At 63.4% G+C, this 13,941-nt stretch carries 17 protein-coding genes; 2 read left to right on the forward strand and 15 right to left on the reverse strand.

Going from position 1 to position 13,941, the window contains the following annotated elements:
• Positions 1–402 (forward strand): DUF3429 domain-containing protein (locus ACESL8_RS10170; RefSeq protein ID WP_372918441.1); only part of this gene is annotated, 402 nt, incomplete at its 5' end.
• On the opposite strand, the gene ACESL8_RS10175 is transcribed toward ACESL8_RS10170, so the two are convergent.
• From ACESL8_RS10175 to ACESL8_RS10230, 12 genes are all read right to left on the reverse strand, one after another.
• Positions 391–1,269, reverse strand: a complete 879-nt coding sequence (locus ACESL8_RS10175) for a class I SAM-dependent methyltransferase (protein WP_372918443.1) — start codon at positions 1,267–1,269, stop codon at positions 391–393. The genes ACESL8_RS10170 and ACESL8_RS10175 overlap by 12 nt on opposite strands.
• Positions 1,270–1,277: 8 nt before the next feature.
• Entirely contained in the window at positions 1,278–2,510 is a 1,233-nt protein-coding gene (locus tag ACESL8_RS10180; RefSeq protein ID WP_372918445.1) for a M16 family metallopeptidase, read from the reverse strand.
• Entirely contained in the window at positions 2,507–3,898 is a 1,392-nt protein-coding gene (gene thrC, locus ACESL8_RS10185) for a threonine synthase (RefSeq protein ID WP_372918447.1), read from the reverse strand. Before thrC ends, ACESL8_RS10180 begins: the two co-directional genes overlap by 4 nt.
• A gap of 12 nt (positions 3,899–3,910) precedes the next feature.
• Positions 3,911–4,549, reverse strand: a complete 639-nt coding sequence (locus tag ACESL8_RS10190; protein ID WP_372918449.1) for an SURF1 family protein — start codon at positions 4,547–4,549, stop codon at positions 3,911–3,913.
• On the reverse strand, positions 4,546–4,833 hold the full coding sequence (locus ACESL8_RS10195; protein ID WP_372918451.1) for a DUF983 domain-containing protein: 288 nt from the start codon (positions 4,831–4,833) through the stop codon (positions 4,546–4,548). Before ACESL8_RS10195 ends, ACESL8_RS10190 begins: the two co-directional genes overlap by 4 nt.
• A 73-nt stretch (positions 4,834–4,906) precedes the next feature.
• Complete coding sequence (locus ACESL8_RS10200; protein WP_372918453.1) at positions 4,907–5,740, reverse strand: cytochrome c oxidase subunit 3; 834 nt, start codon at positions 5,738–5,740, stop codon at positions 4,907–4,909.
• A 4-nt stretch (positions 5,741–5,744) separates the two neighbouring features.
• Positions 5,745–6,398: a cytochrome c oxidase assembly protein gene (locus ACESL8_RS10205; protein ID WP_372918455.1), complete on the reverse strand. Its 654-nt coding sequence runs from the start codon at positions 6,396–6,398 to the stop codon at positions 5,745–5,747.
• Positions 6,395–6,610: a hypothetical protein gene (locus ACESL8_RS10210; RefSeq protein WP_372918457.1), complete on the reverse strand. Its 216-nt coding sequence runs from the start codon at positions 6,608–6,610 to the stop codon at positions 6,395–6,397. The genes ACESL8_RS10205 and ACESL8_RS10210 overlap by 4 nt, the downstream gene beginning before the upstream one ends.
• Positions 6,607–7,530: a heme o synthase gene (locus ACESL8_RS10215; protein WP_372918459.1), complete on the reverse strand. Its 924-nt coding sequence runs from the start codon at positions 7,528–7,530 to the stop codon at positions 6,607–6,609. The genes ACESL8_RS10210 and ACESL8_RS10215 overlap by 4 nt, the downstream gene beginning before the upstream one ends.
• A 91-nt stretch (positions 7,531–7,621) precedes the next feature.
• Positions 7,622–9,259, reverse strand: a complete 1,638-nt coding sequence (ctaD, locus tag ACESL8_RS10220; protein ID WP_372918461.1) for a cytochrome c oxidase subunit I — start codon at positions 9,257–9,259, stop codon at positions 7,622–7,624.
• Between the two features lie 23 nt (positions 9,260–9,282).
• Positions 9,283–10,257, reverse strand: a complete 975-nt coding sequence (coxB, locus tag ACESL8_RS10225; RefSeq protein WP_372918463.1) for a cytochrome c oxidase subunit II — start codon at positions 10,255–10,257, stop codon at positions 9,283–9,285.
• Positions 10,258–10,384: 127 nt separating this feature from the next.
• Entirely contained in the window at positions 10,385–11,209 is an 825-nt protein-coding gene (locus ACESL8_RS10230; RefSeq protein ID WP_372918465.1) for a crotonase/enoyl-CoA hydratase family protein, read from the reverse strand.
• A 29-nt stretch (positions 11,210–11,238) separates the two neighbouring features.
• On the opposite strand from ACESL8_RS10230, the gene ACESL8_RS10235 reads away from it, so the two are divergent.
• Complete coding sequence (locus tag ACESL8_RS10235) at positions 11,239–11,760, forward strand: (2Fe-2S)-binding protein (RefSeq protein ID WP_372918467.1); 522 nt, start codon at positions 11,239–11,241, stop codon at positions 11,758–11,760.
• Here ACESL8_RS10235 and ACESL8_RS10240 read toward each other — a convergent pair.
• Genes ACESL8_RS10240 through ACESL8_RS10250 form a run of 3 tightly spaced genes read right to left on the reverse strand, consistent with a single transcriptional unit; the run spans position 11,757 to position 13,787 of the window.
• Complete coding sequence (locus ACESL8_RS10240) at positions 11,757–12,296, reverse strand: DsrE family protein (protein WP_372918469.1); 540 nt, start codon at positions 12,294–12,296, stop codon at positions 11,757–11,759. The two genes, ACESL8_RS10235 and ACESL8_RS10240, sit on opposite strands and share 4 nt — an antisense overlap.
• A 10-nt stretch (positions 12,297–12,306) precedes the next feature.
• Positions 12,307–12,834, reverse strand: coding sequence for a DsrE family protein (locus ACESL8_RS10245; protein ID WP_372918471.1), 528 nt, complete (start codon positions 12,832–12,834; stop codon positions 12,307–12,309).
• Positions 12,834–13,787: an NAD(P)H-dependent flavin oxidoreductase gene (locus ACESL8_RS10250; protein WP_372918473.1), complete on the reverse strand. Its 954-nt coding sequence runs from the start codon at positions 13,785–13,787 to the stop codon at positions 12,834–12,836. Before ACESL8_RS10250 ends, ACESL8_RS10245 begins: the two co-directional genes overlap by 1 nt.
• Between the last annotated feature and the right edge of the window lie 154 nt (positions 13,788–13,941).

Raw genomic sequence — 13,941 nt, forward strand, 5'->3', positions numbered from 1 at the left:
TTCTATGGCCTCGCCGGGCTGATTCCGTTCGTGGCGCCGCCGCTGGCCACGCTGGCCTTCCCCGATTTCCGCTGGCAATTCACCGAGGCGCTGCTGTGGTGGGCAGCGGTCATCCTGTCGTTCCTGGGCGGTGCGCGTTGGGGCGCCGCCGTGCAGGCATCGCCGCCCGCCCCCGGCTTGATCGGCCTGACCATGCTGCCCAGCATCATCGGCTGGATCGTGCTGCTGGCACCGGCCAAATACCGATCCGAGCAACTGCTGACGCTGGCCGCCGCGCTGTGTGTCCACTTCATATGGGACTGGCAGGCGCGCAGCTTGCCGGGCTGGTATGGCAGTCTGCGCTTCATCCTCACCGCCGGCGCGGTGGGGGCGCTGGGATGGCAGGCGGCCCTACAGAGCTGACCAGCGCGCGAAGATGGCGGTGGGCAGCAACAGCCCGCGCGCTTCCTCGCGAATCGCCATGTCTCCGGCGTCGATCAAACCGCCGCGCCCGCCCAGCGCTTGATCCAGCAGCGGATGCAGGGCGAGCGCCGACATGCGGATGGCATAAACGGTGAGCACGAAAAAGCGCGCATCGTCGGCCAGCAATTGCCGGGCAAGATCGACCAGTTCGGGCAAATCACGCTCCAGCTGCCACACTTCGCCCTCCGGGCCGCGGCCATATTTGGGCGGATCGAAAATCAGGCCGTGATATTTGGCGCCGCGCCGCACCTCGCGGCGCAGGAATTTCAGCGCATCATCGATCATCCAGCGCACTGGCGCATCGCCCAACCCCGACAGCGCGGCATTTTCGCGGGCGGCGGCAACGCTTTTCTTGCTGGCGTCCACATGCGTCACCTGCGCTCCGGCGCGCGCCGCGACCAGGCTGCCCACCCCGGTGTAGCCGAACATGTTCATCACCCGATCGCCCGGGCGGATATGGCCCGACAGCCAATCCCACTGGGCGCACATGTCGGGAAAGAAACCAAGATGGCGGAACGGGGTGTTGCTGGCCCAGAAATTGACGTCGCCGTTTGATGTTGGCCGCTTCATTTCCCACTGTTCGGGAACGGCCGGCTGTAATTGCCAACGACCGCCACCATCTTCATCACTGCCGCCAATGAATTCGCCATCGGCTTTCCAATCGGGGCTGGCCGGTGCCCACATTGCCTGCGGTTCGGGGCGGATAAAGCGGAAGCGGCCATAGCGTTCGAGTTTGCGGCCGTGGCCTGAATCGACCAGCCCGAAATCCGCCCACGGTTCGGTGATGAGGGTTTTGAGGCTTGTCATGGGGCCGGTCATGCGGCGGCTTTGTGGCGGCCGATCTCGGCGCGGGCCGGGGCGTGGGCGAGGATAGCTGCCCCAGCGCCGCGGGCGGCATCGACAGTGACGGCTTCGATGCGCGCGACAAGTTCAGCGGGCGGCACAAAACGGCGATGCACGGTCAGGCTGCGGCCAAGGTAATCGGCCGCGCCCTGCGGCCCCTCCAGCGCCATCAACAAGCCAGCAACGGCCTGGGCGCGGGCGCGGTTCAATTCGGCCTGTTCAAGGCTCGCCGCTGTTTCATGCAGTACGGTCATGATGAGATCGCGCGCGGCGGCGGCCTGCTTGGGATCGGTGGCGGCGTGGACGCTCATCAGCCCGGCATCGACATAGGGCTGGAGCGAGGCCGAGACGGTGTACGCCAGCCCGCGTTCCTCGCGCACCTGCTGGAACAGCCGGGACGACATCCCACCGCCCGCCGCCAGCGCATAAAGCAGCGCGGCATCCTGCGCCGGGTCATGATGGCCGGGCGCGGCCCAGGCGGCAGTGAGCTGCGCCTGCTCGATTCGGCGGGCATCGTGGTGGCGGCCAGGGTGGAAGCGCACGGCCTGTGCCGGCTGCGTCATGCTGGTGCCTGCTGCTGCGGGAAACGCCGCTTCGGCCATGCGGCACAGCGCATCGTGATCGACCTTGCCGGCGGCGATCAATGTGAGCCGCTGCGGCGCATAATGATCGGCCTGCCACCCCAGCAGATCATCGCGGCTGATGCGGGCCAGACTGGCTTCGTCGCCCAGAATTGATCGGCCCAGCGCCTGACCAGGGAAAGCGGCTTCTTGCAGATGATCGAAAACGATGTCGTCCGGCGTGTCGCGGGCCTCCCCCAGCTCCTGCAGCACGACCTCTTTCTCGCGCACGATGTCGTCCGCATCGAAACGCGCGCCCGTCACCAGATCGGCAATCAGGTCCACACCCAACGCCAGATCACGTGCCAGCAGGCGGGCGTGGAACACGGTGGTGTCACGGCTGGTCCAGGCATTCAATTGCCCGCCAACATCCTCCATCTCCTCGGCGATGGCGCGGGCGGAGCGGCGATGGGTGCCCTTGAACACCATATGCTCGAACAAATGAGCAAGGCCGTTGTGTTCGGCTCGCTCGAACCGCGAGCCGGTTTCGGCGGTGAGCGCCACAGCAGCTGTTTCAAGGCCGGGCAGCGCCCAGCTGGCAACCCGCAGGCCGCTGGCGATGGTGGTGATCTGGGGTTCGGTCATCTGCAGCGTGCTCGCTCGGCAACATAAGCCTCGATGGACTGAAGGTTGGCCGGGGCAATGTCATAACGTTCGGGGCGGCTCATCAGATCGGCAAGCCGCGCCGGCAATTCGGGATGCACCCCGCACGCCGTCTGCACAGCCGCCGGGAACTTGGCGGGATGGGCGGTGGCCAGCGTCACCATCGGCGCGGTGCCCGAATCGCGGCGGGCCGCCGCCAATCCGATCGCAGTATGCGGATCGAGCAATTCTCCGGTGTGTGCCAGCGCCCAACGCATGGTGTCGGCCATTTCGTCGGCTTCAACGCGGGCGGAGGTGAACAGGCCGGCAGCCTTCGCCCGCCAGCTTTCCGGCAGGGTTAGTTTCCTGGTGGCTTCGAATTGCGCCATTGCGGCCGCCAGCGCGGCGCCGTCACGGCCCGACAGGTCAAACAGCAACCGCTCGAAATTGGAGGAGACCATGATATCCATCGACGGCGCGTCGGTGGGGGCAACCGTACCGGCGCTGTAATCGCCGCTGGTCAGCGCCCGGTGCAAGATATCGTTGCAGTTGGTCGCAACCACCAGCCTTTCGATGGGCAAGCCCATCCGGGCGGCAACATAGCCAGCGAAGACGTCGCCGAAATTGCCGGTGGGCACAGCGTACGACACGGCGCGGCGCGGCGCACCAAGCGACAGGGCAGACGTGAAATAATAAACGATCTGGAACATCAGCCGCGCCCAGTTGATGCTGTTGACGGCGGCGAGCGGAAAGCGCGCCGCAAACGCGGCATCGTTGAACATCGCCTTCACGATGGCCTGCGCATCGTCGAAATTGCCATCGATGGCGATATTGTGGATATTCCCGTCCAGCACCGTTGTCATCTGCCGGCGCTGCACTTCGCTCACGCGGCCGTGCGGGTGAAGCATATAAACCTCAACACCCGGTCGCCCGGCGAGCGCGTCGATGGCCGCAGATCCGGTATCGCCCGACGTGGCGCCGATCACGGTAATGTGCTGGCCCGATGCAGCCAGAAACCGCTCGAACACCAGCCCCAACGCCTGCAGGGCGACGTCCTTGAAAGCCAGGGTCGGTCCGTGAAACAGCTCGAGCAGCCAGTGGCGGTGATCCAGCTGCTTCAGCGGCGCCACGGCGACGTGAGCAAAGCGGCCATAAGCGGCCGTGAAGATCGTGCGCAGCGCCTCTTCATCGAGGCTGCGGGCCGTGAAGCGCTGGCACACACGCACCGCGACTTCGGCATAGGAAAGCCCGGCCATGGCAGCGATCTCGGCCTCGCTGAAACGCGGCCAGCTTTCGGGCACATACAGCCCGCCGTCGCTCGCCAGGCCGGCCAGGGTGGCGGCTTCGAAATCGAGGATGGGGGCCTGGCCCCTGGTGGACACGTAACGCATGACTGCTTCCCGTTATTCGGGCTTGGCTGCTGGTGCAACCGGACGTCGTCGCAGCCACAGGCCATAAATTGCAGCCAGTGCGCCAGCGAGGCCGAACCATTGCCCGGCATAGGCAAGGTGATTGTCCGGCAGGTCGGCGGCGCGCGGCTGGCCCGGGCGTCCCAACGGCGCAATCGCTTCATTGGGAATCAGCATGTAGCGCGGCCGATTCGGCTGCTTGCCATACGGGCTTTCAATCAGCACACCCGACATCTGATGATCGAGATTGAGGGTTAGGTTCTTGGCATCGGCGCGCTTGGTCCAGCCTGCCACCGCAACGATATCGGGCGGGCGATTGTTGGGCCGGCACGACACGACGACATAAAAACCCGAAGTGCCGCGCGCCGAACTGCCGGGACGCAGATCATAGGGTTTCTTCGGGCCGGCGCGGCAATCGATGCTGGCGCGGCGATATTGCAGCGAGACATCGCCCATCATCCCGGCGCGGAATTCCTCTGGCGTGACAGCCGGCAGGTTTGGCGCGGCAGCGAGCCGGGTAATCAGATCGTGCTTCCACTCGCGCCGTTCGAGCTGCCAGCGGCCCAAGGCGCACAGGATCAGGATGCCTGCGGCGGTAATGACAGTCGGAATGAACGGAATTCGGCGAATCACGGTTTGCCTTCACCGGCATTGTAACGAAACGCCAGTGCCGCCAGCAGGCCCTTTGACAGGCGCATCAGGCCAAGCGACAGGCCCAGCGTAAGCGGCCCCCACAGCAGCACGTGCACCCACCACGGCGGTGCCAGCTTTGCCTCGGTCACTTGGCTGGCGATGATGATCACGGTGGCAACGATGAAGATCAGGAACGGGGCGGCGCCGTCCCCCACATTGAAACGGCCATAATCAAGGCCGCAGGCGCTGCAGCGCGGCGCCAGCTTGATCAGGCCAACATACAAGGGGCCGCCGCCACAGCGTGGACAGCAGCCCCGAAGTGCAACCTGCACCAGTGTTGGCGCTTGTGTTGGTGCGTCAGCCAAGCGAGCTGGGCGCCACGCCCGCGCCGAAGTTCGAGCCCCACACATAGATGGCGATGAACAGGAACAGCCACACCACGTCGACGAAGTGCCAATACCACGCCGCTGCTTCGAAACCGAAATGCTGGCGGGCGGTGAAGTCACCCTTGTAGGTGCGGGCCAGGCAGACCATCAGGAAGATGGTGCCAACGATAACGTGAAAGCCGTGGAAGCCGGTCGCCATGTAGAACGCGGCACCATAAATGCTGTCGGCCATGCCATATTCAGCGTGATAATATTCATACGCCTGTACGCAGGTGAAGATCAGGCCGAGCCCGATGGTCACCCACAGGCCCTGCTTCAGGCCCTTGCGATCGTCATGGATCAGCGCGTGATGCGCCCAGGTGACAGTGGTGCCCGACAGCAGCAGGATCAGCGTGTTGAGCAGCGGGAAAACAAACGGATCCAACAGTTCGATGCCCTTGGGCGGCCACACGCCGGCTATGCCTTCGTGCATCGAAGGATAAAGCGCTGCGTTGAAATAGGCCCAGAACCACGCGACAAAAAACATCACTTCCGAAGCGATGAACAGGATCATGCCGTAACGATGGTGCAGCTGCACGACCGGCGTGTGATCACCGGTGTTGGCTTCGCGAACGACATCCCTCCACCACAGGAAGAACATCGCGCACACCGCGGCAAAGCCGGCGATGAATGCGGGCATGCCCCAACCGGTTTTGTGCATCCAGCCGATCGCGCCGGCGGCGAGGATCAGCACCGCCGCCGACATCAGCAGCGGCCGCGATGACGGATTGAGAATGTGGTAGTCGTGGGTCTTGCTGCCAGCCATGGCTTTAGCCCCTGTCCTTCAAGCTATTACGAATTGCCGCAGCGCTTACCCTGACCGGCGATGGCTTGTCCAGAGCCGCGACTGCAGCTGCAGGCTTGTCCACCGGATAGAAGGTGTAACTGAGCGTGATTTCGTCGATCTTGCGCGCCACAGGATCATCCATGATGGCCGGATCGATATAATAGGAAACCGGCATGTCCACGGTTTCGCCGGCTTTCAGCGTCTGTTCCGTGAAGCAAAAACAATCGATCTTGATGAAATATCGGCCCGCCACGTCGGGCGAAACATTATAGACCGCGCGCCCCGTGATGGCGGTGCTGCCGGTGTTGCTAGCAGTGTAGAAGCCCAGCCGCTTCTCGCCGATCGGGATGCTCACTTCGTTGACCTTGGGCCGGAAACGCCACGGCAGCCCCGGTGCAATGTTGGAATCGAAGCGCACCTTGATAGTACGGCCGGCGACAGCGACCAGCTGGTCAGCCGTCGGTGCGGCCACAGCCGTTTGGGTCGTGCCGCCAAAGCCGGTGACTTGGCAGAACAAGCGATAGAGCGGCACCGCAGCATAGGCCACACCGATCATGCTCACCGCAACAAGCCCGGCAAGCAAACCAACCCGGCGGTTGGCCCTGGCCGTCGCATTTCTGGCGGAGTCGGCAATCATTTTGCAACCTCGGCTGCGGCCGGCGGGCGCGGTGCTTCGGGCACGGCGGCGGGTTCGGGAAGGGGTTGGCCATTCATCCGCACCACGGTGATGCCGAAAAACAGCGCTACCATCGCGACCAGCAGGATTCCCAATGCCCGGTTGCGGGATTCGCGGCGGGCAAGGAAAGCGGCGCGCTCGTCAGCGCTCCAGTTGGCGGGGTCGATGCTCATGGCAGCAACAAAAGATCGGCGACCAACGCGCCGAACAGGCAGGCCAAATAGAGCAGGCTGAATTTGAACAGCTTCTTCTCCGGGCCCATGCCGTCCGGCGTAGCGGCGGTGTTGCGATAAACGTTCCATGCCAAGCCCAAGAAGATGGCCCCCAGCGTGATGGCGGTGCCGCCATAGACCCAATCGGTAAATCCAAGCAGTGTCGGCGTGACTGTGACAGGCACGAGCACGGCCGAATAGCCGAGGATCTGGCGGCGGGTTTCGGTCAACCCGTGGGTGACAGGGAGCATCGGCACACCGGCCTTGGCGTAATCGGCCTCCATGAACAGCGCCAGCGCCCAGAAGTGCGGCGGCGTCCACAGAAAGATGATGCTGAACAGGATCCACGCCATCAGTGGCGTGTCACCAGACACGGCGGCCCAACCGCAAATCACGGGAAAGGCGCCGGCGGCGCCGCCGATAACGATGTTCTGCGGGGTGCGCCGTTTCAGCCAGACGGTGTAGACGACGACATAAAACAAAATCGAGACCGCCAGCCATCCGGCCGCCACCCAATTGAGCGCAAGCCCCATCACAGCGACCGCGCCAGTACCGAGGATGACACCGAACGCCAGCGCCTCGGGCTTTTCCAGCTTGCCTGCCGGCAGCGGACGCTTGGCGGTGCGCTTCATCACCGCGTCGATGTCGGCTTCATACCATTGGTTGAGCGCGCCTGCGGCGCCGGCGGCAACGGCAATGCACAGGATACCGGTAAAGGCCAGGAACGGGTGCAGGCTGCCCGGGGCGGCCACCATGGCACAGGCTGCAGTGAAGATGACCAGAGTCATCACCCGCGGCTTGAGCAGTGCAAAATAATCGCGCCAATCGGCCAGCAGGGCTGAAGGGACCTGCGCCGGCTCGGCAGTAACGCTGTTGTTCATCACATCTGGCCTGAAGGGGGCAGAGCCACTGGCCCCGCCCCTTCTTTAGCGGGTCATTTGATGACCGGCATTGTGGCGGGGGCGCCGGTCATCACTTGATGACCGGCAGGGTTTCGAACTGGTGGAACGGCGGCGGACTGGACAAGGTCCATTCCAGCGTGGTGGCGCCTTCGCCCCAATAATTGTCTTCCACCTTGCGGCTGGAAAAGAACGACAGCAGCAGATTGAGGAAGAAGAACAACATGCCCACGCCCATGATGGCATAGCCGTAGGAAGCGATCTGGTTCCAGTAGGCAAAGGCATCCGGATAATCCGGGATACGGCGCGGCATGCCGTCCATACCCAGGAAGTGCATCGGGAAGAACAACACGTTCACGCCGATGAAGAACACCCAGAAGTGCAGCTTGCCGAGCAGTTCGTTGTACGGTTTGCCGAACATCTTGCCGAACCAGTAATACCAGGCGGCGAAGATCGCGAAGACGGCGCCCAACGACAGCACGTAGTGGAAGTGCGCGACGACATAATAAGTGTCGTGGAAATAGGTGTCAACGCCGGCGTTGGACAGCAACACGCCGGTAACGCCGCCAACGGTGAACATGAAGATGAAACCGATCGCCCACAGCATCGGGGTGTCGAACCGCAGTGAACCTTGCCACATGGTGGCGATCCAGCTGAATATCTTGATCCCCGTGGGGACCGCGATGATCATCGTAGCGGCGGTGAAATACATCTTGGTATTCACATCAAGGCCAGCGGTGAACATGTGGTGCGCCCACACGATGAAGCCGATCAAGCCGATGGAAACCATGGCATAGGCCATGCCGAGATAACCGAACACCGGCTTCTTGCTGAAGGTGGAGATGACCTGGCTGACGATGCCGAAGCCAGGCAGAATGAGGATATAGACTTCGGGGTGGCCGAAGAACCAGAACAGGTGCTGATACAGCACCGGATCACCGCCGCCATCAGCCGAGAAGAAGTGCGTACCGAAGTTGCGATCGGTCAGCAGCATGGTGATGGCGCCGGCCAGGACCGGCAGCGACAGCAGCAGCAGGAAGGCGGTAACCAGCACCGACCACACGAACAGCGGCATCTTGTGCAGGGTCATCCCCGGTGCGCGCATGTTGAGGATGGTAGTGATGAAGTTGATCGCGCCCAGAATCGAGCTGGCACCAGCGATGTGCAGCGACAGGATCGCCATGTCCACAGCCGGGCCGGGATGGCCGGCAGTGGAAAGTGGCGGATACATCGTCCAGCCGGTACCAGCGCCATTGGCGCCCGCCGGGCCTTCGACAAACATCGAGCCGCACAGCAGCAGGAACGACGGCACCAGCAGCCAGAACGACACGTTGTTCATGCGCGGGAAGGCCATATCGGGCGCGCCGATCATGATCGGCACGAACCAGTTGCCAAAACCGCCGATCATGGCGGGCATGACGGTGAAGAACACCATGATCAGGCCGTGGGCGGTGATGAACACGTTCCACAGATGCCCGGCTTTGTCGACATTGCCCTGGGTCATGAAAGTGAGCCACTGAATGCCGGGCTCAGCCAGTTCGAGACGCATGATGCCCGAAATCGCGCCGCCGATGGTGCCGGCGATGATCGCGAAGATCAGGTAGAGCGTGCCGATATCCTTGTGGTTGGTCGAAAAGAGCCAGCGCTGGACGAAGCCGAGCTTGTGTTCATGAGCGTCGTCATGAGCACCGGCGGTTGCGGCGTGAGCCATGATATGGATCCTCTTCTCGAGACTTACTGGACGGCCGGCGCGGCCGCATCGGCGGCAGCAGCATCGGCGACGGGAATTGGGGCGGGAGCGGCGGCAGGTACAGCGGCATCAACCGGGGCGTCAGCGGCCTGCTTCGGCTCGATACCATTTTCCTTTTGCTTGGCGGCAATCCACGCGTCGTACTGCGCGCGTGGCAGCACTTCGATGGCGATCGGCATGTAACCATGCTTGGTGCCGCACAGTTCGCTGCACTGGCCAAAATACACGCCCGGACGATCGGTCTTGAACCAGGTCTCGTTGATGCGGCCCGGCACGGCATCCATTTTCATGTAGAATGCCGGCATTGCAAAGCTGTGGATCACATCCGCCGAGGTGGTGAGCACCTTCACCGTCGCTCCAACCGGGACCACCAGTCGATTGTCGACATCGAGCAGCTTGGGCGTGCCGCGCTGGGCGGCTTCCTCATTGGTGAGCATCACCGAATCAAAAGTGAAGCCGCCCTGATCAGGATATTCATATTCCCAGTACCACTGATGGCCGGTGGCCTTGATGGTGATGTCGGCCTTGGGCGGATCGTACTGATTGGCCAGCAGGCGGAAACTGGGGAAGGCGATGACCACCAGGATCAGCGCCGGCACCACGGTCCAGATCACTTCGATCGTGGTGTTGTGACTGTTCTTCGACGGCACCGGATTGGCGGCAGCGCGGTAGCGAAACATCGTCCACGCCAGCAGGATCAACACAAAAACGGCAACACCAAACATGACCGGGTTGAGCACGTTGTAGACCATGTTGTTGGCCTCGACGGCATAATCGGTCATCGGCTGTTGCAAATTCCAGCCGCCGCTAGGCTGGCCGATGCCGGGCGTTGGCGCCATCAACGCTGGCACGGCGGCCGGTACGGCGGTGGTGACGACCGGCGCCACTGGCGCTGCCGCCACGGCTTCCTGCGCAGACGTGATTGCTGGGGCGCCCAGCGCCCCAGCAGAGAATATCATCGAAAATAAACGGCGCATATTGCCCCTGGCCTCAAACGGGCGGACTTGGCCGCCAAAACACGTGGTTCCTATGCCGCGCTGCAACGCGGCAGGCAAGCGACAATGGGGCCGCACCCCCGCCCGATCATCAGGCTTTCAGGTTGGCAAAGGCAGCAGATTGGCGCGTCATCTGCGCCTTGACGGCTTCCCGCATGTCGTCGCCCTGCATCATCGCGGCATTCCAGACGGCAACATATTCAAGGCCATCGGCCACACTGTGGTCGCGGCCATAGTTCAGAACCTGCTTGATGCCGGCAATGGCCAGCGGAGATTTGGTGCAGATCTCACGCGCCATCGTCTCGGCGGCGGCCAGCGCATCGGCGTGGCTGTCTTCCACCCTGTTGACAAAGCCATGCTGCGCCGCTTCGGCGGCCGGGAACTTGCGTCCGGTATAGGCCAGTTCTCGCACCAACCCCTGCGGCAACAGGTGCGGAATACGCTGCAGGGTGCCGACATCGGCAACGATGGCAACATTGATTTCCTGAATGGTGAAATAGGCGTCTGCGGCGGCGATGCGCATGTCACATGCCGTCACCAGATCAACGCCGCCGCCAATGCAGCCGCCCTGACACACCGCGATCACCGGTACCCGGCAATTGTCGATGACGTTGAAACTCTCCTGCAATTCCTTGATATGGCGGCGGGACGCTTCGCGCTGGCGGCCCAGATCGACTGTTTCGCCCGAGGCCAGCATGCCCTCGCCAGCCCATTTGAGATCGAGCCCGGCGGTAAAATGCTTGCCGGTCGAAGCGATAATGACGCAGCGCACGGCCGCGTCATGCTCGATGGCGCGGAACACCTGCACCATTTCGGGCCAGAAATCGCCGTTCATGGTGTTGAGCTCGGTCGGCCGACACAAGGTGATGCGGGCGATGCCATCGGCAACGCTGTAATCCAGGGTCTTCAGTTCCATCGCGGCCTCCGAGAGTCTATGGGACTGGAATGACCAAGTTCACCGTCAACGGCAATCCTGTCGAATTTCTGATGCAACCCGATACGCCCCTGTTGTGGGCGTTGCGCGATGCGGCCGGCCTCACCGGCACCAAATATGGCTGCGGCGCCGGCCTTTGCGGGGCCTGCACCGTGCATGTCGATGGCAAGGCAGCGCGCAGCTGCCAGGTGAGCATCGCCGATCTGGAAGGCACGTTCGTCACCACCATCGAAGGCCTGTCCGACAATCGCGACCACCCGCTGCAACAGGCGTGGATTGCCGTGCAAGTGCCGCAATGCGGTTATTGCCAATCCGGCATGATCATGGCGGCGGCGGCGCTGCTGAAGGACAAGCCCAACCCTTCGGACGACGATATCAATGCCGCCATCACCAACCTGTGCCGCTGCGGCACCTATCCGCGCATCCGCAAAGCCATCCACATGGCGGCAGCAGGCCGGGTGGATTCAGGCGTGCCGGGGCCAGCGGGCGATGCCGGCGAAGCCGCTGCCCGCGCGCCTAGCCTGAAGGATTAGAACGGGTTGAGCGTGTAACCGCGCTGCTGATAAAGCGCGTGCGCGGTGATCGCCGAAAGCGCCATTTTCACGCCGGGGATGAGATCGGCCTTGCTGATCTTCTGGTTCGCGGCGGTCTGCCCGCAGAGATAAATCTCGACACCCTGGCCCAGCAGCTTCTGTACGGCGGCAAGGCTGCCATTGGTCTTGCCGTCGTTGCGCGCGGCAAAGGCTTCCGGCTTGAGCAGATCCATCGCGGCAGGCCCGTGGGCGATCAGGACGATCTGCACATCCTTTTGCGGCACACCGGCGGCAACGTGCATGTTGAGGGTGCGCGCCGCGGTTTCGATCTGGCGGCTGAGACCACCGGCATCGGCCTTGATGTGCAGATCAAAGGCAATCTTGAATTGGGCGCCCGTGGGGATGGGCAGATCGGATTGCACCGGCGCGATCGGGCCCACATCGGGCAACACCGGGCCGGCGATGAAGCCTTCCCGCGATTGCGCCAGCGTTGGCGCTGCCAGCAACAGTAACGACAAAGCAGCAGCACGCACCATGGTGAGCCTTTCAGAACGGATTGAGCGTGTAGCCCTCAGCTTGCAGGACGGCGTGGGCGCTGCTGGCAGAAATGGCCAGTTCGACGCCGGGCAGCAGATCGGCCTTTTTCACGCCCATGGCGTTGGCGGCTTGCCCGCACACCAAAAAGCGCACGCCCTTGGCGAGCATTTCCTTCACCATGGCTTCGCTGGCGTTGGCGGCGCCCGTGTTGCGGCCGGCATAAATGTCGGGCTTGGTCAGCTCGGCAATGGCCGGCCCGTGCACCACAACCGCCACCGCCACGTCGCGCTCGGACATGCCGTTCGCCACATGGCTGTTGATAAAGCGCGCCGCCGTTTCAAAACCGGGATTGCGTTTGCCGGGGGTCGCAGCGGTGACGTCATAGACATGGCGCAGCACCATGCCCTTGGGGATGGTGACGTCGTGCTCCACCGGCGTGTGCGCGCCGAAACCCTTGAAAACGGGGCCATCTGTGGCCAGCGACGGCGCGGCCAGCAACGGCGCGGCCAGCACAGCCGCAATCAGCAGCGCGCGCATCAGCCGAACCGCCGCATGCCGGCCATGGCGCTTTCGGCTTCGGCCACGGTGCGGCGCACAATCTCGCCGGCGGGAAGGATTTCGGCAATGCCGCCGCCGCCTTGCCCGGCTGCCAGACACTGGGTTTCGGGGATCACCTCGAGCACGCCCGCGATCGGCCCGAGCCGATTGAGCTGCACCGATTCGCTCACCTGCGCGAAGAAGGGCTTGGCGGTGCGGTTGTCGAAATCGCGGTTGCTGTCGTTGACGATGGCGCGCAGCGTTTTGCCGGTGAACACCTTGCTGATCACTGTGTCGCTTTCGCTCATGCTCACGATGGCGTCCTTATAAGCCTGCCCGGCGTGCGCCTCGTGACTGGCGATGAAGCGGGTGCCCATCCACACACCGACACAGCCAAACGCCAGCGCCGCCGCCAGCCCGCGCCCATCATAAAGCCCGCCAGCAGCCACCACCGGTATATCGACCGCGTCCACGCACTGCGGCCACAGCGCCACCGAAGCAACGCTGCCGGTATGGCCGCCGGCTTCGGTGCCGTGGGCAATCACCACGTCGCAGCCGGCTTCGGCGGCCTTCACCGCGTGCTTCACGTTGCCGGCCATGCACATCACCACAATGCCAGCCTGTTTCAGTTCGGTGATGATCGCCACCGGCACGCCCAGCCCGGCAATAAACGCCTTGGCGCCCCCCTTGATGATCACATCGACCGTGGCGGTGAGCGTTTCGGGCTGCGCCGTGAGCAGATCGACGCCGAACGGCTTGTCGGTCAGGTCTTTCACCCGCGCCATCTGATCGGCAATGAACCGCGGCGACAGCCCGGCCATGCCAAGCGAGCCAAAGCCGCCCGCCGCCGAAACGGCCGCGCAAACCTCGGCATAGGAAACGCCGCCCATGCCGGCAAGCAACACGGGATGTTCGACACCAAGCAGGTCACAGATCGGGGTGTGAATGGTCATTTGCATCTCTCCTCCCCCCCCCTTCAGGGGAGGGGTCGGGGGTGGGGAAGTCTGGATTGCAACACCGGGCGGCGCCCCCGAAGCGGCCCTACCTCTAACCCCTCCCCTGACGGGGAGGGGAACATATTCACTCCGCCGCTGCGGCCCCGCCAAA

The organism is Sandarakinorhabdus sp. (assembly GCF_041689835.1).
Classification (GTDB): Bacteria; Pseudomonadota; Alphaproteobacteria; order Sphingomonadales; family Sphingomonadaceae; genus Sandarakinorhabdus.